Origin of the sequence: Mesorhizobium sp. M0571, from assembly GCF_040320985.1 — a bacterium.
Classification (GTDB): domain Bacteria; phylum Pseudomonadota; class Alphaproteobacteria; order Rhizobiales; family Rhizobiaceae; genus Mesorhizobium.
Genome location: NZ_JAMYQT010000001.1, coordinates 1 through 22,915, shown reverse-complemented (window position 1 = coordinate 22,915; position 22,915 = coordinate 1). Strand labels below are relative to the sequence as shown.

The window sequence follows — 22,915 nt, the reverse complement described above, 5'->3', positions numbered from 1 at the left end:
ACCATGCAGATAGGAATGATGGGACTGGGCAGGATGGGCGCCAACATGGTTCGGCGCCTGCTGCGCGATGGCCACGAATGCGTCGTCTACGACATCAACCCGGCGAGCGTCGCCGCGCTTGTGACCGCCGGCGCGATTGGAGCCGCCTCGATGGAGGAGTTCGTCGGCAAGCTGGCGAAACCGCGCAGCGCCTGGCTGATGCTGCCGGCGGCGATCACCGGCCGGATCGTCGACCAGGTGGCCGCCCTGATGGAGCCCGGCGACATCATCATCGATGGTGGCAACTCCTATTATCATGAGGCCGTCGATCATGCAGCGCGCCTGGCATTGAAAGGCCTGAGCTATGTCGATGTCGGTACCAGCGGCGGCGTCTGGGGCCTCGAGCGCGGCTATTGCCTGATGATCGGCGGCCCCGACAGCGCGGTCCAGCATCTCGATCCGATCTTCGCAACGCTGGCGCCGGGGGCCGACGCCGCTTCGCCCGTCCCCGCCAAGGACGCCGGAACCGCGCCTTTCGGCTATCTCCACTGCGGGCCGAGCGGCGCCGGCCATTTCGTCAAGATGGTCCATAACGGCATCGAATATGGCGTCATGGCCGCCTATGCCGAGGGCATGAACATCTTGAAGTCGGCGAATGCCGGCAAGCGGCAGCGGACGGCCGACGCTGAAACCAGCCCGCTGGAAAATCCGCAATACTACCAGTTCGACGTCGACATCGCCCAGGTGGCCGAGGTCTGGCGGCATGGCAGCGTCATCGGCTCCTGGCTGCTCGATCTGACGGCCGGCGTGCTGAAGGCCGATTCGGCGCTGACGCAGTTCGGCGGGCGGGTCTCGGATTCCGGCGAAGGCCGCTGGACGCTGAAGGCGGCGATCGACACCGGCGTTCCGGCGCCGGTGCTGTCGTCGGCGCTATTCGACAGGTTCTCCTCGCAAGGCGAATCCGAATTCGCCGACAAGCTTTTGTCCGCCATGCGCTATGCCTTTGGCGGTCATATCGAAAAACCGAAGGCCGGATCGTGACGAGGAAGGCACGCTCATGAGCCCGGAACGGTCCGATACGCTGGTGCTTTTCGGCGCCACCGGCGATCTCGCCCACAAGAAGATCTTCCCCGCCCTCTACACCATGGTGGCCAAGGGAACGCTGAACGAGCCGGTGATCGGCGTCGCCTTCGATCCTTGGGATCTCGGCAAGCTGCAGGCGCGCGCCCGCGACGGCATCGTCAACGCCATCGGCAGCATCGACGACAAGATCTTCGCTAAGCTCGCTTCGCTGCTTCGCTATGTCAGCGGCGACTATCGTGCGCCTGCGACCTTCGAGAAGCTGAAGACCGCGCTGGGCAGCGCGCAGCGGCCGCTGCACTATCTGGCGGTGCCGCCGGCGATGTTCGAGGTCGTCGTCCAGGGGCTGGAGCAGTCGGGCGCCGCCCAGGGCGCACGCCTGATGGTGGAAAAGCCGTTCGGCCACGATCTGCAATCGGCGCGCTGGCTGAACCGCGTCCTGCATCTCGTCTTCGACGAAAAGTCGATCTTCCGCATCGACCACTATCTCGGCAAGGAGGCGATCCAGAACCTGCTCTATTTCCGCTTCGCCAATTCCTTCCTCGAGCCGATCTGGAACCGCAACTTCGTCGAAAGCGTGCAGATCACCATGGCCGAGGATTTCGGCGTCGAGGGCCGCGGCCGCTTCTACGACGAGGTCGGCTGCATCCGCGACGTCATCGAAAACCATCTCTTGAACATCCTCTTGCTGCTCGCCATGGAGCCGCCGGTCGGCCGCTCGGCCGACGATCTGATCGACGAGAAGGTTCAGGTGCTGCGGGCGATCCGGACGCTGACCAAGGACGATGTCGTGCGCGGCCAGTTCGACGGCTATCTCAGCGAGCCAGGCGTGGCGCCGAACTCGCCGGTCGAGACCTTCGCCGCGGTGCGCTTTTTCGTCGACACCTGGCGCTGGCAGGATGTGCCGTTCTTCATCCGCGCCGGCAAATCCCTGCCGGTGCACGCCACCGAGGTCATCGTGCGGCTGAAGCGGCCGCCGCTCGACGTCTTCGATCCGATCAAGCCCGGCGATGCCAATTACGTGCGCTTCCGCATTGACCCGCAGGTGGCGATCTCGATCGGCGCCCAGCGCAAGGCTGCCGGCGACGACATGGTCGGCGAGCAGGTCGAGCTCACCGCATTGGACGACAGCAAGGGCGACATGCCGCCTTACGAGCGGTTGATCGGTGACGCCATCAACGGTAACGGCCAGCTGTTCACCCGCCAGGACGCCAGCGAGCTCGCCTGGCGCATCGTCGGTCCGGTGCTCGGCGATGCTACGCCGCCGCCTATCTACGCGCCAAAGACGTGGGGACCGACCGAAGCCATGGCTGGATTCGGGCCGCCGAACGGCTGGATCAATCCTTCCAAATGACCTCTGGGCGAAGTGATCTTTGGGCGACATGACTTTTAGGGAAAGACAATGGCCAAATCGGTAAAGCGATCGGAACCGGACGCCGAAAAGATCGTGCTGGCGATCGATATCGGCGGCTCGCACGTCAAGATCCGCACCAGCGCCGGCGGCAAGGAGCGCCGGACCGATTCCGGACCGGGGCTTACGCCGCAGCAGATGATCGCAGCGGTGAAGACGCTGGCCGAAGGACTGCAATACGACGTCGTCTCGATGGGCTATCCGGGTCCGGTGCACCACAACCGGCCGCTTACCGAACCCGCCAATCTCGGCAAGGGCTGGGTCGGCTGCGATTTCGCCGCTGAGTTCGGCAAGCCGGTGAAGGTCGTCAACGATGCGCTGATGCAGGCCGTCGGCAGTTATGAAGGCGGCCGCATGCTGTTCCTTGGCCTCGGCACCGGCCTGGGTGCCGCGATGATCGTCGATAACGTCGCCCAGCCGATGGAGCTTGCCCATCTTCCCTACAAGAAGCGCGGCAGTTTCGAAGACTATGTCGGCGAACGCGGCCTGCAAAAGCGCGGCAAGAAGAAATGGCGCAAATACGTCTTCGACGTCGTCGATCGGCTTCGCGCCGCCATGCAGCCGGATTACGTGGTCATCGGCGGCGGCAATGTCGATGAACTCGCTGAGCTGCCCGCCGATTGCAGACGCGGCGACAACACACGCGCCTTCGAAGGCGGATTTCGACTGTGGCGCGACAAATCCCTGATTATTTGATATTGCTGATTGTCTGATATTATCGAGCACCGGCTCAGGGTTGTTAATCCCGCGCTGCCGTTAGTATTATTATTCAAAATAATGTGTGACGTGGTGCGCCGTCATTGCATTGCGCAGATTTGCCGACTAGGAATTTCTGCGACCCCCACGGACGGAGAAATAGATTGACCGACGACAGCAACAACGCTCGCAAAGACATCGACCTGCTCGAGCTGACCGCCCATATCGTGTCCGCATACGTCGAGAAGAACCGCTTGCCGGCTTCCGGCCTCGGCGATCTCATCGCCAGCGTCAGCGCTTCCATAGGCGGGCTGGGGCAACCGGCGGTCCCGGTGGCAGCACCGCTGATCCCCGCGGTCAACCCCAAGAAATCAGTGACGCCGGACTACATCGTCTGTCTCGAGGACGGCAAGAAGTTCAAGTCCTTGAAGCGCCATATTGGCGTTCATTTCGGGCTGACGCCCGACGCCTATCGCGCCAAGTGGGGCCTGCCGGCCGACTACCCGATGGTCGCCCCCAACTACGCCGCCTCGCGTTCGCAGCTGGCCAAGGCAATCGGTCTCGGCCGCAAGGCCGCCCCGCCCGCGCCCGTCAAGGGCAGGCCCAGGAAAGCCAAGGCCCCGGCCTAAAGCATTCGGGTCAGGTTCGGTCGCTCCGCCGGCGGCAACGCCCGGCGGAGCGGAAATTGTTTGATCCAGGCCGGATTTTTGCGCGCGCCCTGCGCCGAACTGCGCTAAGGCTCTCTTGGCCGGACCAGCGCCCATCGTGGAAGTGCCCCGCCGGCCGATACGCTGCCACGGGGCCTAATCCATGACCACAGAATCCCAAGTACCGTCCGATCAGCGTTATGCCGCCTTTCGCCACCGGCCATTCCTGAGCTACTGGGCGGCGCGCTTCCTTTCCACGTTCTCCACCCAGATCGTGTCGGTCGCCGTCGGCTGGCAGATCTACGACCTCACCCGCGACCCGTTCGACCTCGGCCTCGTCGGCATTGTCCAGTTCCTGCCTTCGCTGCTGCTGGTGCTGGTCACCGGCGACGTTGCCGACCGCTTCGGACGCCGTCTGATCATGGCGCTGGCGGTGCTGGTCGAGGCGGCCTGCGCCTTGGCTCTCCTGCTGTTGACGCTGCGCGGCCTCGCCGGGCCGATGCCGGTCTTCATCGTGCTCGCCATGTTCGGCATCGCGCGCGCCTTCTTCGGGCCGGCCTCCTCATCGCTGTTCGCCAATCTGGTGCCGCCCGAGGATTTCGCCAACGCCATCGCCTGGAACTCGTCCGCCTGGCAGACGGCAACCATCGTCGGGCCGGTCGCCGGCGGCCTTCTCTACGGGCTTTCGGCCGAAGCCGCCTACGTTACCGCGGCCGTGCTGATGCTTATTGCCGCCGTGCTGATCTTCACCATCCCGAAGCCTGCCCAGCGCAGCCAACCCGACAGGCCGACGGTGCAGACCCTGTTCGCCGGCTTCGGCTACATCTGGAGCGAAAAGATCGTGCTCGGCGCGATTTCGCTCGATTTGTTCGCGGTGCTCTTGTCCGGCGCCTCGGCGCTGCTGCCGGTCTATGCGCGCGATATCCTCGAACTCGGTCCCTGGGGGCTTGGTCTGTTGCGCTCGGCGCCGGGCGTCGGCGCCATCTGCGTCGCCATCTGGCTGGCCGGGCACCCGATCCGCAACCATGCCGGCCTTGTCATGCTCGGCTTCGTCGCGCTGTTCGGCGCGTTCACGGTCTTGTTCGGCCTCTCGACCGTCACTTGGCTATCGATCGCAGCCCTCGCCTTGCTCGGTGCCACCGACATGTTCAGCGTCTATATCCGCGAGACGCTGATCCAGCTGTGGACGCCGGACAAGGTTCGCGGCCGCGTCAACGCAGTCAACCAGGTGTTTGTCGGCGCCTCCAACGAGCTCGGCGAATTCCGCGCCGGCACCATGGCGGCTCTGATCGGCACGGTTCCGGCCGTGGTCATCGGCGGCATCGGGGCGATCGCCGTCGCCGGCCTGTGGGCGGTGCTGTTTCCGCAACTACGCAAGGTGCGCCATCTCAAGGGACGAAACTGATCCAGAGTGCACTGATCCGGGGTACAGGCCCGCGAATTCCGAATGACCCCGTTCTAGCCACGTCTCAGCTCTCATCAATGCGAACGGATGCTATTCAGGTGTTGCAACGCGAATCGGGCGGGTGCCGATCTTTGCCCCTGTGACAGCATCCACGGCCACCGGCTCGATTTCTTCTCCTGTCTCTGCGTCGACGTATCGCGCCAACCTGCCTTCGCCACGGTATTGGCGTCCCCACGCACCCACTAAGACGAGCACCGGCAAGAAATCGCGTCCGGCGGCCGTCAGCACGTACTCATCGCGCGGAGGCCGCTCCGAGTAGCGCCGCTTTTCCAGAAGTCCCTCCTCCGTCAGCGTCGCCAGCCGCCGGGTCAGAATGGTGGGGGCGATGCCCAGACTTCTCCGGAATTCGTCAAAGCGCGTGAGGCCCAGGCTCGCGTCGCGAAGGATCAACATGCTCCACGCATCGCCGACGCAGGTGAGGCCGCGGGCGATCGGGCAAGAGGCATCGGAAAGATTTTTCATGTTAGTATCATTTTGATAGTGACTTGATATCGAAATGATAGTATCATCTTTTTGAAATGCAATCCAGCACAAAGAAAGGAGTGACTTCCATGAACAGGACCAACCTAGGCGCTCCCCATCCAGAACTTAACCGTCAGCGCGTGCAATCGGCGCATCATGTCGCCGCAGGCCAGCCGAGATCGGCAACATCCAAACGGAGCGTCGCGATGATCAACATCATCGGTGGTGTGGCGGCATTCTTCCTGGCCGCGTCCCCGTTGCATGCCGATGAGCTGTCGGCCATGGCCGGGGAGAGTATCCATCTCGGCGGTTTTCGCGGCGTCTTACACTACGCCGACGAAAATGACGGCTATCGGGTAATCGCAACGATAGCGGAAGGAGAGACCGGGGTTCCGGTGCGCTTCTCGGCCACTCTCGCCGAAGGGCAGTCGGCTACGATATCCGTGCCACGGAAATTGGGCGAACCTGAGCAAAGCCTCGAAATTTCGCGCTCCGGCGACAAGCTCACCGTCACCGAGGTGGGATCGGTGTCCAACCAGCGAACTAGGACCATTGCCGAGTAATGCCCCTCATCGGATCGCCGGGGCGGGCGCCACATCTCCATTTGTGCGCACGCCTGCAGCTGGCAATCCAGCACAAAGAAAGAAGTGATTTCCATGAATAAGACCAATCTTGGCGTCGCCCTGGTGACGGGGGCATCCACCGGCATCGGGCACGCAACGGCCAAGGCCCTGCAGAACGCGGGCTTTCGCGTGTTCGGAACCAGCCGTCGCGCGGTCGCCGAACGATCCGACGGCGTTACCATGCTGACCTGCGACGTCACCGATGACGCGTCCGTTGCGAAACTGGTCGATGACGTGTTGGCCGAAGCCGGGCGTATCGACCTGCTTGTCAACAATGCCGGCGTCGGCCTGCTTGGAGGCGCAGAGGAGTCCTCGACCGTCCAGGCTCAAGCGCTGTTCGACGTGAACGTCTTCGGCGTTCTCCGCGTGACCAACGCGGTCCTGCCGACAATGCGCCGTCAAGGGAAGGGCAGAATCGTCAATTTGAGTTCGGTGCTGGGGTTAATCCCAGCTCCCTACTCTGCGCTCTATGCGTCGACCAAACATGCCATCGAGGGTTATTCCGAATCGCTCGACCACGAACTGCGCCCTTTCGGAATTCGCGTCGTGTTGGTCGAGCCCGCCTATACCCGAACGTCCTTTGAAGAAAATCTCGCCAGGCCGGACCATTTGCTTGAAATCTATGACTCTGCGCGCTCTGGCATGAATGCGACCCTGCGGAAAGCGATGGAGACAGGTGATGCTCCCGAAATTGTGGCCGGGACGGTCTTGAAAGCAGCGACCGAATCCGTTCCGAGGAGGCGCTATGCGGCGGGAAAAATTGCGCGCCAGGTCAGTTTCCTGCGCCGTTTCGTCCCCGCATCCGCATTCGACAAGAGCCTGCGAAAGCAGAACGGGCTGTCGGTCTGACATTGACGTCAACGACATCCTGCTGCGGTGGAACCAGCAGGAGTTGTAGGCGCTTCAGGCGACACACTGATCCAGGCACGGCGCCCGCGAACTCCGATAGCCAGGAGTTTACGAGACAACGCAGTATGTGCGGCCCGGTGCGCTACGCGGTCATGCTGCCTCGGCGCCTCGCGAGGATGCCTTGAAGAGGTTGCCGCCGATGGCGCGCGCGGCGCCGGAGCTGGTGCTGTCGCTTCAGCGGGCCTTCTGGGCGATGCTCGGCGCAGCCGAAGCCCTGTCCTATGCCGCCGCGACCGCAGAAATCACGGCCGCGCAGGCGCAGGACGAACTCTTCGAAACATTCGTCGCAATGGTTACCAGAAGAGCGCGCCCCGCATGCGCCAGTTAGACTAGGACAGCGCGGGCTTGCCAAAGATCGTCTCCAGGAATTCGCCGAGCCAGCGCTTCAGGTGCATGTCCCAGATCAGTCGGCCGCCGAGATGGTCGCGGCCGGGCTGCGCGCCGGGCAATTCGAAGCGGTGCGCGCCGCGCACCACCCAGCGCTGCATCATCGCCCGGGTCAATTCGCCATGGAACTGAATGCCCCAGGCATTGTCGCCATAGCGGAAGGCCTGGTTGGGATAGGTTTCAGCCGTCGCCAATAGCGTCGCGTCTTTCGGCAGCGAAAAGCCCTCGCGGTGAAACTGATAGACCATCTCCGGCCAATGCATCAGCCTATTGCCCTCTTCGGTCGCCTTCAGCGGATACCAGCCGATCTCGACCAAGCCCTCGCCATGACCCTCGACCTTGCCGCCAAGGTGCTTAACCAGCATTTGCGCGCCAAGGCAGATGCCAAGCAACGGCCGGTTCTCGTTGAGCGGAATTTTGAGCCAGTCGGTCTCGCGGCGGACGAACTCGTCGCCGTCATTGGCGCTCATCGGCCCGCCGAACACCACGGCGCCGGCATGGCCGTCCAGTGTCTGCGGCAAGGCCTCGCCGAGCGGCGGGCGGCGGATGTCGAGATCGAAGCCTTCCTCGATAAGCATATGGCCGACCCGTCCCGAGCTCGAATGCTCCTGATGCAGCACGATCAGGATCTTTGGTCTCGAGCTTGGCTTGGGCGGCATTGGAAGGCTGGATCCTGTCTATTCGTCGCTTGACGTTCCGGCAGCACCTGGAGCCGCCGCGGCCGCCTTGAGGCGTGCCTCGACACGGTCGCGGCGTTCGACGCCGATCAGTTCGGCGACCCGCCACACGGTGTTGTCCTCGAGCTCGTGCAGTTCGCCATCGGCATAGACGATTTCCCACATCAGGCCGATGAAGGCTTTTCGGGCCTCGGCGTCGAGATGGCGCTTGAGCACGCTGGTGAAGGCGTAGAGGTCGATCGCCTCATTGTCGGCCCGCTCACCCGCTGCCGCCAATGCGTCGAGTTCGTCGCCGCTGATCGAATAGCTCTCCGCCAGCACCGCCTTGAACCGCTCCCATTCGGAATCCTGACGCACACCGTCGGCGTTCATGACATGAAAGAGAAGGGCGGACGCGGCAATGCGCGGATCGTCGGCGCTGGCGCTGGCGCCGCCACCGGATGGCAGATCCCTTAGAAACGACAGAACGCGATCGAACATCAAATCATTCCCAATCAGCCGGGGTCCACTCGACCCGGATCAGAACAAACGAAACCGGCGCGTCGATTTTTCCGCCTCGTCGTCGGGATCGACGCCAGGGTCGTCGGGCAGCCGCACCAGTTCCTGCGCCGGCTCGACGGCTTCGGCATCGTCCGGCACCGCGGCAAAAGCCGCCGCGGTGACCGCTGTCACATGAGCCTCGCCGGTGCGATTTTCCGTCTTCGCTTCGGTCGCCGTGCCCGGCGTCTCGGCTGCGACAGCCCCCTGCTCGATCACCTCGGTTTTTTCCTCTGCCGGCTTGGCTGACGCCGCGATGGCCGGCACCGGGGCCTCCGGGCTGTCCTCATGGCTGTCGATCAATTGGCCGAGCCGCTCCATCGGCGCCCGCCATTCGAATGCATCGAGCCTGCCGGTGACCGGTGATACCGGAGCCCAGCGTTCGGAGACGACGCCGTCGGCGACCCAGGCCGGGTCGCGCGGCGCTCTTACCGCCTTCGACAGCAACTGCCGCACCTTGCCCTGGTCGCCGGTCTCGGCCTCCTCGATATCGGCCAGCAGCAGATAGGCGCCTTCGCGGCGATCCATGCGGATGGCGGCTTCGGCCTCCTGGCGGGCGGTTGAAAAATCCTGCGCATCGAGCGCGGCGCGCGCCACCGCCAGCGAGGACTCGGCATGGTTCTTCTTCAGTTCCTGCAGCTTCTTTGCCCGGTTCAGCCGGTCGAGCACGGCATCGCCCGGCCTGGCATGGGTGTAGAGCTCGGCGATCTCCGGGTGCGGCTCGGCCTTCCACGCCGCCTCGAGGATCTTCGAGCCCTTGCGCACGTCGTTCTGCCGAAACAGCAAAGTCGCCGCGACGACCGCCGCCGGCGCGAAATCCGGCCGCAGCCGGTTGGCTTCGAGGGCCGCCGTGCGAGCGGCATTGGCATCGCTGGCGATCAGCGCCTGCGCCTTGGCGGTGAGCAGCACGGCACGACGCCGGTTGGCGGCGTCGCGCTCGATCTGACGCGTCGACTTCTGCGCATCGACCAATTTTAGCGCGCCGTCCCAGTCGCTGCGTCCGGTCAGGTCTTCCAGCGTCGATTCGGCCGCCCAGGCCAGCTGCGGCGCCACCGCCGCGGCACGGCCGGCATAGTGTCGGGCCGCGTTGCGGTCGCCGAGCCGCTCGGCCTCGAGGTAAAGCCCGCGCAGGCCGAGCAGCCGCATTTCGGGATCGTCGAGCATGGTCTCGAACTTTTCGCGGGCGCCCTCATGGTCGCCCTCGAGCAGCGAGGCCTGCGCGTCCAGCAAATGGATCAGCGGCTCCTGGTCGGAGCGGATGAGCTTTGCCGCTTCCTTGGTCTTCTTGCGGGCGAGCGCGCCGTCACCGGCGCCGGCAGCGATCATGCCGGTCGACAGCGCCTGATAGCCGCGGTCGCGGCGACGCACGCGGAAATAGCGCGAGATCGTATAGGGGCTGTTCCACAGCGCCTTGACCAGCCACCAGACGATCATCACCGCGGCAACGACGGCAACGACCGCCACCGCCGCAACCATCAGGCTGACCTGGTATTGATAGCCGTTGAAGGTGACGAGCATTTCACCCGGCCGGTCGGCCAGCCAGGCGAAGCCGAGTCCGAGCGCAAAGACGACGGCGAGGAAGACGAGGACACGGATCATCGGGTTCCTCACGCCTTCATCGCGCCGGCGATGAGCGAATCGATCTGCGTCTCGACCTCCATCCGCGCCTTCAGTTTGCCGGCAAAGTCGGCGCCGGCGGCCTTGGCCGCTTCGGGCAGGGTTTCGTATTCGCTGAGCGCCTTGGCGTAATCGCTCTGGTTGACCGCGACCTCCATGCGGGCAACCGTTTCCGGGACACCGGTGCCCTCGACGGCGCCGATCGGCCTGACCTTGACCAGCGATTCGGCGCTCGACAGCAGCTTTTGCAGGACGCCGGCATTCTGGTCGACAGGCGTCGCGGTAGCGACCATGGCGTTGGCGGCGGCGTCCGCTTCGGCCGCGATCTCGGCCCGCGTCGGGACCCCCTTTTCGGCATAGGTGCGCAGCGTCGCGATCCCGGGCGCATCCGGTGAGATCGCTGCAAAGGTTTCGAGTTCGGCCGCGAACGGCGCACCGCGGTCGAGCGCTGCCTTGAGCGCCGAGGCGGCAATGGCGAGCGCGATCTTCGGCTGCGAAGCCTGTGCATCGACCTTGCCCGAGAGCTGCGAAACCGATTGTTCCAATGCGGCAAGCCGGCCTTCCTGCGCCTTTGCCGTGTCGCCGGCGGATTTCACCAGCGCATCGAGCGCGGCCAGCCTTTCGTTGAGCGGGCCGAGATCGACCGGCGCCGTGCCGCCGGCCTTGCCGATGGCCGCGACCGCCGTCTCGATCTGCCTGACCTTGTCGCCAAGCGCGGCAAGTCCGGCATTGTCGCCGGCGCCGCCTTGCTCGACCGCCGATTTCAGCGCCGTGACATCCGCTCTGACCTGATCCAGCGCCGACGCCAGCCCGTCCACCTTGGCCGATGCGTCGCTGTTGCCGCCGGCCTGCTTGAGCCCCGCCACCTCGCTTTTCAGCGAAGCGATCTCGCCATTGACGGCGTCGAGCGACACGCCGCCCGACCCCGGCGCACCGAGCAGGCCGGCAAATTGCAGCCCGCCGGCGGCGGCGAGCGCGATGACGCCGCCGATAATGCCGGCGGCGATGCCGCTGATGCCGCTCCGCTTCGGCTGCGCTGCCATTGGTTCGTTTCTCGTTTGGGCTGTCCTCTCGCCGGAGCCTGGGGTCCCCGATCCGTTGGCCCCGGTTCCGCTAACCCCGGTTGCGCTGACTTTGGCGGATGCATCCTCGAAACTGTAGTCGGAAGCCGTGGAGCGACCGGCCGGCGCATCCGAACCGGCAGGATAAGGGGTTTCCGCTCCCTTGGAACCATCGGCGCCGGCATCCGCCGGCTCTTCCGTACCGGCCGGCGCGGCTGCGTCGGCGTGTTCCCATGGCTCGAGATCGGTCTGGTCCGCATGCACCGGCTCTTCAGGCGGCTCCGGCTGCGAGGCGTTCGCTGCTTCCTCGGCTTTCGCCTCGTCGGTCTGCGCCCCGGCTGTCTGCTGCTTGCCGGCATCCTGTTCGTCGGCGACCCGCGAGACGGCGCCAGGTTCGAGCTCGATGGTCACCGGCTCACGGCGGCTCTTGGAATGCCGCATCTTCGGCGTCTTGACCATGCTCGGGCTCCGCAAAATTCGCTTCGGGATGGTTGGAAGGGTCTAGCACATCACCAAGCGGTGAAAAGGGGCGGCGTGATGACGCCAGGTTTTCGAGTTCAGTTTTGGCAAAACGCCGCAGCGGTTGGATACCGATAAGCGGGACCAAAACAAAAACCCGCCTCGGCGGCGGGTCGTTGGCGCGAATCAGCACCTTCGGCGAATTGATAGCATAGCTGCCGGCACAAAGCAAGAACAAAATAGGTTTCTGCCAGGCCAATCGCTCAAGGTTGTGCCGCCCCTCATCGCCCTGCCGGGCACTTCTCCCCGTATGGTGACGGGGAGAAGGGGCTGGCCGCAACCTTGGCGCACCTTCCGCAACGTTGAAAATTGGCGAAATCATCGATGAGGGCCCCTCTCCCCGTCACTATACGGGGAGAGGATGCCGGCAGGCAGGTGAGGGGCGGCGCCAACGTCCGGAAACGGGCAGGGCAGATGCCCGTCAGCGCCGCGGCTGCAAAAGCGCCAGCAGCGCCTCTTCGCTGGGTTCCGGCGCAATGTGGATGTTTTTACCAAAACCCTCGCCAAGGACCGCGGCAATACGTCCCGACAAGGCGAAAAAGTGTGCGTCTCCAAAAAGACCACGCAGCGCCGGTCGGCCGGCCAAGGCTTGCACCGCTATGGCCGCCTTGGCCGAGTAGAGCAGCACCGCCTCGGCCGGTTGGGCTGACAAGCGCGCAAGAACGTCCTCGTCGGAATGGTCGAGCGCCATGGTGTCGTAGGTCTCGATCGCACGAACCCTGATACCCGCCGCCTGCAACCGCTCCTCGAAACCCGGAAACCGCACCCTTCCGCACAGATAGACGATGGTCTGTCCGGCGTAGGCGCCGGCAAGTGCATCGGCCAGCGCCTCGGCATTGCCCGGACCTTCGCTGACCGACAGAAACCCGGCTGCGCGGGCGGCTTCGGCGGTCTTCCTGCCGACGGCATGACAAGGTAAGCCGGCGAGCGCCGCGATGATCTTTTTGGGCGCGTGGCGAACGCCGTTGGTGCTGGTGACCGCGACCGCCGCGGCAGCATCGGCGACCGCGTCGGCGTCGGCCGGCAGCGCCACCGTTTCGGTCAACGGCAGCAGGATCGGCTTAAAACCGGCATCCTCAAGCCGGCGCGCCGTGCGCGAGGCGCCTGGTTCCGGCCTCGTCACCAGGACGCGGACCATATCAGGTCCAGCCGTCGAAGAACGTCTCGCCGGCCTTCGCCCGAACGGTCGCGGCGGCTTCCGTGCCGATGCGCGCCGCCTCCTGCGCCGGCCCTTCCAGCCTGACCTCATGCGACTGCGTGCCATCGGGCGAGATAATCAGCCCGGCAAAAGAAATCGTTCCGCCTGATATCGTCGCATGGCCGGCAATCGGCGTGCGGCAGGACCCGTCGAGCGCCGCCAGGAAGGCGCGCTCGCAGGCCAGCGCCTGGCCGGTCGGCACGTCATGGATTGCCGTCAGCATCTGTTCCATGTCGCGGTCGCCGATGCGGCTTTCGATGCAGATCGCGCCTTGTCCCGGCGCCGGCGGAAAGACGTCGAGCGGCATCAGGTCGGTGACGACATCTTCGAGCCCGAGCCGCTTCAGCCCGGCATAGGCGAGGATGGTGCCGTCGGCAATGCCCTCGTCGAGCTTGCGCAGCCGCGTCTGCACATTGCCGCGAAACATCACCACGTCGAGGTCCGGCCGCATGCGCCTGATCAGCGCCTGGCGCCTCAGCGACGACGAACCGACCTTGGCGCCTTGCGGCAGCTCGGCAATCGTTCGCGCCGCCTTGCCGATGAAAGCATCGCGCGCATCCTCACGCGGCAGGAAGGCGGACAGTTCCAGCCCGTCGGGCAACAGCGTCGGCATGTCCTTCGACGAATGCACAGCGATGTCGATGCGGCGCGACAGCAACGCCTCCTCGATTTCCTTGGTGAACAGGCCCTTGCCGCCGGCTTCCGACAGCGGCCGGTCCTGGATGCGGTCGCCGCTGGTCGAGATGACGACCACCTCGAACACTTCGGGCGGCATGCCGTGCGCCGCCATCAGCCGCGCCTGCGTTTCATGCGCCTGCGCCAGTGCCAGCGGGCTGCCGCGTGTTCCGATTTTCAAGGTTGTTTGCATGGCGCGCGGTCCGTGATAACCCCGGCCGGAACATTTCCAGCGAGGGCTTTGCCGGGCTTTCTCCTAGCGAGGAATGGCCGGCTGTACAATCTGTACGATTTTTGGAGACAGCGACGAATTGATCCGCGTTCTGGGCATTGAGACGAGTTGCGACGAGACCGCCGCCAGCGTGGTGGCGCTGGACAGTAGCAGCGCGCCTCAAATCATGTCCCCCAAGATCCTGTCAAATGTCGTGCTCAGCCAGATCGAGGAGCATGCCGCTTTCGGCGGCGTCGTGCCGGAGATCGCCGCGCGTGCCCATGTCGAGGCGCTCGACGGCATCATCGAGGCAGCACTTGCCGATTCCGGCGTCGAACTCGCCGATATCGATGCGATCGCCGCCACCGCGGGTCCAGGCTTGGTCAGCGGACTGATCGTCGGCCTGATGACGGCAAAAGCCATCGCCGCAGCAGCCAAAAAACCGCTGATCGCCATCAACCATCTCGAAGGCCACGCACTGACCGCCAGGCTGACCGACGGGCTCGACTTTCCCTATCTCTTGCTGCTGGTCTCCGGCGGCCACACCCAGATCGTTGCCGTGCGCGGTGTCGGCGACTACCAGCGCTGGGCGACGACCATCGACGATGCGCTTGGCGAAGCCTTCGACAAGACGGCCAAGATGCTCGGCCTGCCCTATCCGGGCGGACCGAATGTCGAGAAGGCGGCGGCGTCAGGCGATGCGACGCGCTTCGCCTTTCCGCGCCCGATGAAGGGCTCGGTGCAGCCCGATTTCTCCTTCTCCGGCCTCAAGACCGCGGTGCGCCAGGCAGCGACGGCGATCGCCCCGCTGAGCGACCAAGATGTTGCCGACATCTGCGCTTCGTTCCAGGCGGCGGTGGCGGATGCGCTGGGCGACCGTGTTTCACGGGCGCTGACCCGGTTTCGTCAGCAATTCCCGGCCAAGACAGAGCCTGCGCTGGTTGTCGCCGGCGGCGTCGCCGCCAACCGGACGATCAAGGCGACATTACAGGCGCTATGCGAGCAGGCCGGATTCAGTTTCGTCGCCCCGCCGCTGAAGCTCTGCACCGACAATGCGGCGATGATCGCCTGGGCCGGCATCGAGCGCCTGCGCGCCGGCATATCAGGTGAAAACGCCGCCGATTTCGTGCCGCGCTCGCGCTGGCCGCTGGACAGCGTCTCGGCCCCGATGGTCGGCTCGGGCCGGCGCGGAGCCAAGGCGTGACGAGTAAAGCCATGAAGCGCAAAGCCAGCACCGGCTGGCGCGTCGCCGTGCTCGGCGGCGGCGCCTGGGGCACGGCGCTGGCGCTGGCCATGCTGCGCGCCGGCCATTCGGTCCGACTGTTCGCCCGCGACCAGGACATTGTCGCGGCGATCGGTCGCGGCGAAAATCCGCGCTACCTGCCCGGCGTCGCCATCGAGCCCGGCATCGCGGCGACAAGCGACATCGAAACGGCTCTCGTCGACGCCGACTGCGTGCTGGCGGTGACGCCGGCGCAATCGTTGCGCGCCATGCTGACGGCCGCGTCCGGCCATGTGCCGAAAGGCGTCCCGCTGGTTCTCTGCGCCAAGGGCATCGAGCGCGATACCGGCGCGCTGCTGTCGTCCATTGCCGAGGAAATCGTGCCGGCAAATCCGGTGGCCGCCCTGTCGGGCCCGAGCTTCGCCACCGACGTCGCCAAAGGCCTGCCGACGGCCGTGGTGGTCGCCGCCCGCGACGAGGCTCTGGCGGCCGACCTTGCCGCCCGTTTCTCGGCCGAAAACCTGCGCTGTTATTCGAGCGACGACCTGATCGGCGTCGAGATCGGCGGCGCACTGAAGAACGTTTTTGCCATTGCCGCGGGTGCCGTCACCGGCGCCGGGCTTGGCGCCAGCGCCCAGGCGGCGATGGTGACGCGCGGCTTCGTCGAATTGCGTCGCATCGGTGCCGCCTTTGGCGCAAAGCCGGAGACGCTGATGGGGCTTTCCGGCCTCGGCGATCTGCTGCTGACCTGCTCGTCCGCCCAGTCGCGCAATTTCGCCTATGGATTGGCGCTGGGGCAAGGCAAGCCGCTTGCCGGCCTGCCCCTGGCCGAAGGCGTGCCGACGGCGGCGATCGCCGCCCGCATCGCCGGCGAACGCCGGATCGATGCGCCGATCATCGCCGCCGTCGCCGCCATACTGGACGGCACCGTCACCATAGACCAGGCTGTGTCGGCGTTGATGACCAGGCCGCTCAAAACCGAAACCGACATGTGATCCCGAACAATACCGGAGATGGAAAGATGCTGTTTGCGTTGATTTGCAAGGACAGACCAGGAAGCCTGCAGGTGCGCCTCGATACGCGGTCCGAGCACATTGCCTTTCTGGAAGGGCTGAACGGCGACAAGAAACTGGCCTTCGCCGGCCCGTTCCTCGACGCGGAAGGCAAGCCGAACGGCAGCCTCGTCGTGGTCGAGGCGCCCGATCTGGCTGCGGCAAAAACCCTGTCGGCAGCCGATCCCTATGCCAAGGCCGGGCTGTTCGAAAGCGTCGAAGTCCGGCAGTGGAACTGGACCTTCAACAAACCTTCAAATATCTAGTTCAGGCGACACCTGAGGAGGAGCGAAAGAATGAACTACTGGCTGTTCAAATCGGAGCCCTCGGTCTTCTCCTTCGAAATGCTGAAGGCCAAGGGCAAGGCCGGCACGCAATGGGACGGCGTGCGCAATTATGCGGCGCGCAACAACATGAAGGCGATGCAGATCGGCGATCTCGGCTTCTTCTACCATTCCAATGATGGGCTCGACATCGTCGGCATCGCCGAAGTCTGCGCGCTGGCCCATCAGGACACCACCACCGACGATCCCCGCTGGGAATGCGTCGACATCCGCGCCTACAAGGACATGCCGAAGCCGGTGACGCTGGAACAGGCCAAGGCCAATCCAAAGCTGGCCGACATGGCGCTGGTGCGGCTCGGACGGCTTTCCGTGCAGCCGGTGACCTCAGCCGAATGGCAGGAGGTCTGCAGCATGGGTGGCCTCACCCCTGCACCATGACGGCGCTGACGCCGGACAGCGCCAAAACATTCATCCTCGACAACACGGCGCTGATGGCGCCGCCGCATGTGCCGGAGATACGCCTGCACCTGGCCGACGAGGCGCATGAATTGTGGCAGCGGACCGAGGATGAGCTGACCGAAATCGGCCTGCCGCCGCCCTTCTGGGCCTTCGCCTGGGCCGGCGGCCAAGGCCTTGCCCGCTACGTCCTCGACAATCCGGCGACGGTGCGCGGCAAGCGCGTGCTCGACTTCGCCTCCGGATCCGGCCTTGTCGCCATTGCCGCGGCCAAGGCTGGTGCTGCGGAGGTGACCGCCGCCGACATCGACCCGTTCTGCGCGACTGCGATCCGCCTCAATGCCGAGGCCAACAGCGTCGCGATAGAATTCCTCGCCGGCGACTGCATCGGCACCGATACAGGCTGGGATGTGGTGCTGGCCGGCGACGTCTTCTACGACAAGACCTTCGCCGACAGGCTGATGCCGTGGTTCGCGGTGTTGAAGGCACGCGGCGCCGACATCCTCGTCGGCGATCCCGGCCGTTCCTACCTGCCGAAAGCGGGGCTGAAACCGCTTGTCGTCTACGAAGTCGCGGTAACCCGGGCGCTCGAAGATTCCCTGGTCAAGCGCACCACCGTCTGGCGGTTTGCTTGACGGCATCGCCGAACAGGCGTTCCATCAGACAATCGACCGGGAGGGAAATCATGGATTTTTCAGCGATCAATTGGCTGGCGGTGATCGTCGCCGCCGTGGTGGCGTGGCTGTTCGGCGCGGCCTGGTACATGGGTTTGAGCAAGCCGTGGCTGAAGGCCGCCAGGCTTGATCCGGCGACCATGGGCAAATCGGTGCTGCCCTTCGTCGTCTCCTTCGTCGCGGAGCTCGTGATGGCGCTGGTCATGTCGCTGGTCATCGGCGCCGTGACCGGTGGCGAGCCGAGCCTGCTTGCCGGGCTGGTCTTCGGTTTCGTTCTCTGGCTGGGGTTCGTCGCCACGACGCTTTCGGTCAACCATCGCTACGAAGGTTTCGGCTGGGATCTGACGCTCATCGACACCGGCCATTGGCTTGGCGTGCTGCTTCTCATCGGCGCGGTGATCGGCTGGTTTGGGCCTCCCGCGCTCTAAGGTTTCGCCAGGACCGTCAGGTCGGGGTCTTGGTGACTTCGTCGAGAAGCCAATCGCGAAAGGCGACGATGCGCGGGTCATTCGCCGCACTTTCGGGATAGACCAGGAAATAGGCGAATTCGGACGCGACCTTGATGCCGAGCGCGAAAGGCCGGATCAGCCGGCCCTCGGACAGGTCGTTTGCCACCATGGCGAAATCGGCGAGCGCAACCGCGTTGCCGTCGAGCGCGGCCTGAACGGCATCCGTCGAATTGCCGAACACGATGGTCCGGCTGTCGTCGAAATCGTCGACGCCCGCCGCCGCCATCCACATGCTCCAGTTCGGCCAGGTGACGCCCTGGCGCGACCACTCGATATGCGCCAGCGTATGATGGAACAGGTCGCGCGGCTCTTTCAACGGCGGCCCCGCCCGCAGCAAGGCCGGGCTGCAGATCGGAATGATGACGTTTTCGAACAGCCGGTGTGAGCGAAGCCCCGGATACTTGCCGGTGCCGAAACGGATGCCGACATCGACATCGTCGCGATCGAAATCGCGCACCTCATAGCTGATATCGAAGCGCAGCTCGATTGCCGGATGCTGTTTGCGAAAATCGTCGACGCGCCGCATCAACCACTTCGTCGCGAGGTGCGCATCGAGGGTGACCTTCAGCAGCGCCGATCCGCGCGCCATCTTCTGCGCCCGAGAGACGGCCCGCCCAAGCAGGTCGAGCGCGTCGGTCGAGGCCTCGAACAGCACCGCGCCCGCCTCGGTCAGCCGGATGGTGCGGCTGGTGCGCGTGAACAGCACGATGCCGAGTTGATCTTCGATTTCCTTGATCTGGTGGCTAACCGCGGCCGGCGTCAGGCCGAGCTCGTCGGCGGCGCGGGTGAAATTGAGGTGCCGGGCCGCTGCCTCCAGCGTCCGCAGCGCACGGGTTCCAGGCAGCAGGCGCGCCATCAGTGCAAGACGAGGAGCGGTCGGTCGAGCATTTCCAATCCTCAAACAAAACTTGAAGATACAGAAAAAACTACTCGTTTCCCGTTTGAATTTCAATCCGCCATGATCTGGTCATCGAAGAAACATCAAACCGGATTTGACGTCCGGAGAAGCGGATTGCACCATGTCTCACATCGCTTTGAACTCCGTAACCCTCCGTCCGGCCTGGCTGCGTGCGGTGCTCGATTGGCTCCGCCATGCAAAAATCGCGGTCAATCTTCCCTATGAGAATGTCGAGGACCTTCCGGATCGCCAGCTGCGCGACATCGGCGGTGAACGCAAGGACATCGCGCGAGCCATGGACCGGGAACTCGGCCGGCTCGGCCTTCTCGACACGGGATGGCAGCCGCCGCAGAGGCGGATAGGGCAGTGGTGAGGTAGTGAATAGTGAATAGTGAATAGTGGATAGTGGATAGGAAAGCTAAGCGGCGCGTCCGCGCATCTCCTTATCAACCACTCCCCTTACTTGCTATTCACTATTCACTATTCACTACTCCCCTACCGCACCACCCTTACCACCGTCCGCTCCGACAACAGCGGCAGCAGCCGCGCCATTGTGCGGGCCGTTACCGCGACGCAGCCTTGCGTCGGCGTGAAGCCGCGGCGCGCCAGGTGGAAGAAGATGGCGCTGCCGCGCCCGCGCCGGCGCGGCACAATGTTCCAGTCCAGCACCAGGCAGGCATCATAAAGCTCGTCGGTGCGCAGCATCCGCTCATGGCTGGCGCCATAGGGGATCTTGACCGGGCGATTGTAGTTGCGGTCCTCAGGCACCTCGCACCAGCCGAGGTCGGCGCCGATCGGCGTCATCGCCAGCCGGGTCCTGCGGCCGCCGGAAAAACGGTCGCCACGAAAATACCCCGACAATATCCGCATCGAGCCGAGCGGCGTGGCGCCGTCGCCCTCGCGCTTGCCGGCCGAGATGCCGCCATGCCCCAGTGCGCATGGAAACACGAGTTTGCCGGCCTGCAGAAAGCCCTGGCTGGCATGGCCGGGCCGCGCCCGCACGGTGAGCACGCGCAGCCCTTTCGGCAAAATTGCGCCGACTGCATTGCGATCGCGTTTTTTCTTGTATGATCGTGTCACGGAACAAATCACTGTGAACGGCTGTTGTGCCGGGCAGCTTCCGCATAAACAGGCAGCGGTCAACTGAAATCTCTTTTCAAAACAACGGATTGATCCATGACTTCACGCACCATTCTGATCGTCGACGACGATGACGACCTGCGCGGCACCCTTGTCGAGCAATTGTCGCTTTATGAGGAATTCGATGTCCTGCAGGAAGCGACCGCCGCCAAAGGCGTCGCCGCGGCGCGCGGCGGGCTCATCGACCTGCTCATCATGGATGTCGGCCTGCCCGACATGGATGGCCGCGAGGCGGTGAAGATATTGCGCAAGGGCGGCTACAAGGCGCCGATCATCATGCTGACCGGCCACGACACCGATTCCGACACGATCCTTGGCCTCGAGGCCGGCGCCAACGATTATGTGACGAAGCCGTTCCGCTTTGCCGTGCTGCTGGCCCGCATCCGCGCCCAACTGCGCCAGCACGAGCAGAGCGAGGACGCCACCTTCTCGGTCGGCCCCTATACGTTCAAGCCCAGCCAGAAGCTACTGATCGACCCGCGCGGCGCCAAGGTGCGGCTGACCGAAAAGGAGGCCTCGATTATCAAATATCTCTACCGCGCCGACCAGAAGGTGGTGACCCGCGACGTGCTGCTGGAGGAAGTCTGGGGCTACAATTCGGGCGTCACCACGCATACGCTGGAAACTCATGTCTACCGGCTGCGCCAGAAGATCGAGCGCGATCCTTCCAACGCGGAAATTCTCGTGACAGAAAGCGGCGGCTACAAGCTGGTTCCTTAAACATTTCATTATCCAAATAAGCGATCCAGGAGGGGCGCTTTTCGGGTACGGTCCTGAGGCTGGAGGTGGTTCTGGATCGAACTCGCCGACGCATCGGGCCCAAAATCGGGCTCGATTTTTGGGAAGCACGATGCGTCGATTCAAAATGTTAGAGCGTCCTTTGCGCGTCCAAAGCGGATGCGCGGCGCTCTAAGGGAGGAGTGGGACTGACGGTTCGGGGACATAGCTAGATGGCGCTGGATGACGACATCCGCATCCTGTCCACCGTGAGGCTCTTCGAGGGCTTTACGCAGGAACAGCTGCGTCTGCTCGCCTTCGGCGCCGAAACCACCATGTTGAAAGCCGACCACAAGCTTTACCGCGAGGACGACGAGGCCGATTCGGCCTACATCGTGGTCAGCGGCCGCATCGTGCTCTACCGCGAGCACAATGGCGAGCGCATTCCGATCGGCACCGCCGGTCCCGGTACCATACTCAGCGAACTGGCGCTGATCGCCGACACCAACCGGCTGACCAGCGCCTCCGCCGAGATCGATTCGGAAATACTGCGGCTCAGTCGCAAGATGTTCCGCCGTATCCTCGAGGAATATCCGGAGCTGGCGCTTCACCTGCACCAGCGCATCTTGGAGGATTTCCAGGCGATGATCCGCCGCATCGAGGAACTGGCGCCGCGTTTTGCCGGCTGAGCGGAGGCGGGAATCGCCTTGCGGAAAGCGCGACGCGCTTCAGGGCCGATGCGTTGCGGAAACAAGCTCGGCCTTGCGCCGTGCCGTCTCCAATCCGAGCGCAATGAAGCGGCGCGCATGTTTGGCCAACTCCATATTGTCGGTCCACAGATTGCGCCAGATGGCGGTTTTCCGCGACAGGTTCTCGTCGACGATTTCCGACGAGAAGGATTCGAAGCTGAGATCGTCGCTGTAGCCGATGGCGGTCAGCGCATCGAAGATCCCGGCAAAATCGATGTTGCCGGTGCCGAGGAAGCCGCGATGGCTCTCGCCGATATGGACATAGCCGATCTTCTTTGCGGCGTTGCGGATGGCCAATCCGACATCGGCCTCCTCGATGTTCATATGGAAGCTGTCGAGGTGCAGGAAGATGTTGTCTGAGCCGCTGTCCTCGATGAAGGCCATGCCTTGCGCGGCGGTGTTGAGCAGATTGCTTTCGAAGCGGTTGACGATCTCGAGGTTGAGGGTGACGCCGGCCGCCTTGGCTGTCTCCGCCACCTTGGCAAGCGTTCCGGCACTGCGGTTCCACTGGTCGCGCGTCGGCGCCTCAGTCTGCAAGCCATGGCTGGTGCTGAGGATGCCGGCAACCTTCTGGCCGCCGAGATCACGGGTCAGCGCGATCGTGTCGTTGAGGATTTCAACGCCCCGCGCCGCAATCGCCCTGTCAGCGCTCGAAATGTCGCCGTCGGCCGGCAGTCCGATGCTGATCGCGACGCCGAGGCCGAGACCGGCAATCCGCTTGGCCAAGCGGTCAATGTCGACATCAGCGGGGTCGAGATAGGAGAATTCGATCAGGTCGAAGCCGGCTTCCTTGGTGTTGGCCAGCGTCCGTTCGAGGTCGCTCTGCGCCGAGCTCGCCGACCAGACGAATGAGTGGATTCCGATGCGCGACATGGTCATCTCCGGTTGCTGCGAGGCATCGGATCCAAAGTGGAAACCCGTTTTGGACATCCGACACTCAACCAAAAAGAGGTGGGGGGGGGGGGCACCGCCCCCCCCCCCCCGGGGGGGCGGTGGAGAGGGGGTGTTTAAAAAAAAAAACAGCGGGCGGAAAAGGAGATGGATGTTTAGGGGGGGGGGG

The 22,915-nt window shown here is 64.3% G+C and carries 28 protein-coding genes; 17 read left to right on the top strand and 11 right to left on the bottom strand.

Annotated elements, in window-relative coordinates; all coding sequences use genetic code 11:
- Positions 1–3 precede the first annotated feature (3 nt).
- The 5 genes from gnd (at position 4) to NKI85_RS00120 (ending at position 5,218) form a co-directional block, all read left to right on the top strand.
- Positions 4–1,020: a phosphogluconate dehydrogenase (NAD(+)-dependent, decarboxylating) gene (gene gnd, locus NKI85_RS00140; protein ID WP_352775035.1), complete on the top strand. Its 1,017-nt coding sequence runs from the start codon at positions 4–6 to the stop codon at positions 1,018–1,020.
- 16 nt (positions 1,021–1,036) lie between these two features.
- A complete protein-coding gene (gene zwf, locus NKI85_RS00135) occupies positions 1,037–2,413 on the top strand; it encodes a glucose-6-phosphate dehydrogenase (protein ID WP_352775032.1) in 1,377 nt (458 codons plus the stop codon).
- 48 nt (positions 2,414–2,461) lie between these two features.
- Positions 2,462–3,166 carry an ROK family protein gene (locus NKI85_RS00130; protein WP_352775030.1) on the top strand — a complete coding sequence of 235 codons (705 nt, stop codon included), beginning with the start codon at positions 2,462–2,464 and terminating at the stop codon, positions 3,164–3,166.
- A gap of 164 nt (positions 3,167–3,330) precedes the next feature.
- Positions 3,331–3,795 (top strand): Ros/MucR family transcriptional regulator, encoded by a 465-nt coding sequence (locus NKI85_RS00125; protein ID WP_352523045.1) that lies wholly within the window; start codon positions 3,331–3,333, stop codon positions 3,793–3,795.
- A gap of 181 nt (positions 3,796–3,976) precedes the next feature.
- Positions 3,977–5,218 (top strand): MFS transporter, encoded by a 1,242-nt coding sequence (locus NKI85_RS00120; protein ID WP_352775027.1) that lies wholly within the window; start codon positions 3,977–3,979, stop codon positions 5,216–5,218.
- Between the two features lie 90 nt (positions 5,219–5,308).
- Here NKI85_RS00120 and NKI85_RS00115 read toward each other — a convergent pair whose 3' ends face one another.
- On the bottom strand, positions 5,309–5,740 hold the full coding sequence (locus NKI85_RS00115; RefSeq protein ID WP_352523047.1) for a winged helix-turn-helix transcriptional regulator: 432 nt from the start codon (positions 5,738–5,740) through the stop codon (positions 5,309–5,311).
- Between the two features lie 206 nt (positions 5,741–5,946).
- Between NKI85_RS00115 and NKI85_RS00110 the strand changes: the two genes are divergently transcribed.
- From NKI85_RS00110 to NKI85_RS00100, 3 genes are all read left to right on the top strand, one after another.
- Positions 5,947–6,303 carry a hypothetical protein gene (locus NKI85_RS00110; RefSeq protein WP_352775024.1) on the top strand — a complete coding sequence of 119 codons (357 nt, stop codon included), beginning with the start codon at positions 5,947–5,949 and terminating at the stop codon, positions 6,301–6,303.
- A gap of 93 nt (positions 6,304–6,396) precedes the next feature.
- Positions 6,397–7,212 carry an oxidoreductase gene (locus tag NKI85_RS00105; RefSeq protein ID WP_352775021.1) on the top strand — a complete coding sequence of 272 codons (816 nt, stop codon included), beginning with the start codon at positions 6,397–6,399 and terminating at the stop codon, positions 7,210–7,212.
- A 199-nt stretch (positions 7,213–7,411) separates the two neighbouring features.
- A complete protein-coding gene (locus NKI85_RS00100; RefSeq protein ID WP_352775609.1) occupies positions 7,412–7,600 on the top strand; it encodes a hypothetical protein in 189 nt (62 codons plus the stop codon).
- Position 7,601: 1 nt separating this feature from the next.
- Here NKI85_RS00100 and NKI85_RS00095 read toward each other — a convergent pair whose 3' ends face one another.
- The 7 genes from NKI85_RS00095 to hemC all read right to left on the bottom strand — a co-directional run bounded on the left by NKI85_RS00095 (position 7,602) and on the right by hemC (position 14,136).
- Positions 7,602–8,318 (bottom strand): glutamine amidotransferase, encoded by a 717-nt coding sequence (locus NKI85_RS00095; protein ID WP_352775018.1) that lies wholly within the window; start codon positions 8,316–8,318, stop codon positions 7,602–7,604.
- Between the two features lie 18 nt (positions 8,319–8,336).
- Positions 8,337–8,816: a tellurite resistance TerB family protein gene (locus tag NKI85_RS00090; RefSeq protein ID WP_352775015.1), complete on the bottom strand. Its 480-nt coding sequence runs from the start codon at positions 8,814–8,816 to the stop codon at positions 8,337–8,339.
- A gap of 39 nt (positions 8,817–8,855) precedes the next feature.
- Entirely contained in the window at positions 8,856–10,472 is a 1,617-nt protein-coding gene (locus tag NKI85_RS00085; protein WP_352775012.1) for a heme biosynthesis protein HemY, read from the bottom strand.
- Between the two features lie 8 nt (positions 10,473–10,480).
- A complete protein-coding gene (locus NKI85_RS00080) occupies positions 10,481–12,010 on the bottom strand; it encodes a phage tail protein (RefSeq protein WP_352775010.1) in 1,530 nt (509 codons plus the stop codon).
- Entirely contained in the window at positions 11,967–12,392 is a 426-nt protein-coding gene (locus tag NKI85_RS00075; RefSeq protein WP_352775007.1) for a hypothetical protein, read from the bottom strand. The genes NKI85_RS00080 and NKI85_RS00075 overlap by 44 nt, the downstream gene beginning before the upstream one ends.
- 99 nt (positions 12,393–12,491) lie before the next feature.
- A complete protein-coding gene (locus NKI85_RS00070) occupies positions 12,492–13,208 on the bottom strand; it encodes a uroporphyrinogen-III synthase (RefSeq protein WP_352775004.1) in 717 nt (238 codons plus the stop codon).
- A 1-nt stretch (position 13,209) separates the two neighbouring features.
- Entirely contained in the window at positions 13,210–14,136 is a 927-nt protein-coding gene (gene hemC, locus NKI85_RS00065) for a hydroxymethylbilane synthase (protein ID WP_352775002.1), read from the bottom strand.
- Positions 14,137–14,257: 121 nt separating this feature from the next.
- Here hemC and tsaD point away from each other — a divergent pair, with 121 nt between their 5' ends.
- Genes tsaD through NKI85_RS00035 form a run of 6 tightly spaced genes read left to right on the top strand, consistent with a single transcriptional unit; the run spans position 14,258 to position 18,270 of the window.
- On the top strand, positions 14,258–15,358 hold the full coding sequence (gene tsaD / locus NKI85_RS00060) for a tRNA (adenosine(37)-N6)-threonylcarbamoyltransferase complex transferase subunit TsaD (RefSeq protein WP_352775571.1): 1,101 nt from the start codon (positions 14,258–14,260) through the stop codon (positions 15,356–15,358).
- 11 nt (positions 15,359–15,369) lie between these two features.
- Positions 15,370–16,371 carry an NAD(P)H-dependent glycerol-3-phosphate dehydrogenase gene (locus NKI85_RS00055; protein WP_352774999.1) on the top strand — a complete coding sequence of 334 codons (1,002 nt, stop codon included), beginning with the start codon at positions 15,370–15,372 and terminating at the stop codon, positions 16,369–16,371.
- Between the two features lie 26 nt (positions 16,372–16,397).
- Positions 16,398–16,694 carry a YciI-like protein gene (locus NKI85_RS00050; RefSeq protein WP_352523056.1) on the top strand — a complete coding sequence of 99 codons (297 nt, stop codon included), beginning with the start codon at positions 16,398–16,400 and terminating at the stop codon, positions 16,692–16,694.
- Between the two features lie 30 nt (positions 16,695–16,724).
- Complete coding sequence (locus NKI85_RS00045) at positions 16,725–17,150, top strand: EVE domain-containing protein (RefSeq protein ID WP_352523057.1); 426 nt, start codon at positions 16,725–16,727, stop codon at positions 17,148–17,150.
- On the top strand, positions 17,147–17,803 hold the full coding sequence (locus NKI85_RS00040) for a class I SAM-dependent methyltransferase (RefSeq protein ID WP_352774996.1): 657 nt from the start codon (positions 17,147–17,149) through the stop codon (positions 17,801–17,803). Before NKI85_RS00045 ends, NKI85_RS00040 begins: the two co-directional genes overlap by 4 nt.
- A gap of 50 nt (positions 17,804–17,853) precedes the next feature.
- Positions 17,854–18,270, top strand: coding sequence for a DUF1761 domain-containing protein (locus NKI85_RS00035; protein WP_352774993.1), 417 nt, complete (start codon positions 17,854–17,856; stop codon positions 18,268–18,270).
- Positions 18,271–18,286: 16 nt separating this feature from the next.
- Here NKI85_RS00035 and gcvA read toward each other — a convergent pair whose 3' ends face one another.
- Positions 18,287–19,207 (bottom strand): transcriptional regulator GcvA, encoded by a 921-nt coding sequence (gene gcvA / locus NKI85_RS00030; RefSeq protein ID WP_352774990.1) that lies wholly within the window; start codon positions 19,205–19,207, stop codon positions 18,287–18,289.
- 163 nt (positions 19,208–19,370) lie between these two features.
- Between gcvA and NKI85_RS00025 the strand changes: the two genes are divergently transcribed.
- The gene (locus NKI85_RS00025) at positions 19,371–19,622 is read left to right on the top strand and encodes a hypothetical protein (protein ID WP_352523060.1); all 252 of its coding nucleotides are present in this window, start codon (positions 19,371–19,373) and stop codon (positions 19,620–19,622) included.
- Positions 19,623–19,744: 122 nt separating this feature from the next.
- On the opposite strand, the gene NKI85_RS00020 is transcribed toward NKI85_RS00025, so the two are convergent.
- Complete coding sequence (locus tag NKI85_RS00020) at positions 19,745–20,281, bottom strand: L,D-transpeptidase family protein (protein ID WP_352775568.1); 537 nt, start codon at positions 20,279–20,281, stop codon at positions 19,745–19,747.
- A gap of 144 nt (positions 20,282–20,425) precedes the next feature.
- Here NKI85_RS00020 and NKI85_RS00015 point away from each other — a divergent pair, with 144 nt between their 5' ends.
- Positions 20,426–21,109, top strand: a complete 684-nt coding sequence (locus tag NKI85_RS00015; RefSeq protein ID WP_023721386.1) for a response regulator transcription factor — start codon at positions 20,426–20,428, stop codon at positions 21,107–21,109.
- 230 nt (positions 21,110–21,339) lie between these two features.
- Positions 21,340–21,795: a Crp/Fnr family transcriptional regulator gene (locus NKI85_RS00010; RefSeq protein ID WP_352523061.1), complete on the top strand. Its 456-nt coding sequence runs from the start codon at positions 21,340–21,342 to the stop codon at positions 21,793–21,795.
- A 39-nt stretch (positions 21,796–21,834) separates the two neighbouring features.
- Here the strand turns inward: NKI85_RS00010 and NKI85_RS00005 are convergent, their stop codons facing one another.
- Positions 21,835–22,728: a sugar phosphate isomerase/epimerase family protein gene (locus tag NKI85_RS00005; RefSeq protein WP_352774985.1), complete on the bottom strand. Its 894-nt coding sequence runs from the start codon at positions 22,726–22,728 to the stop codon at positions 21,835–21,837.
- Positions 22,729–22,915 lie beyond the last annotated feature (187 nt).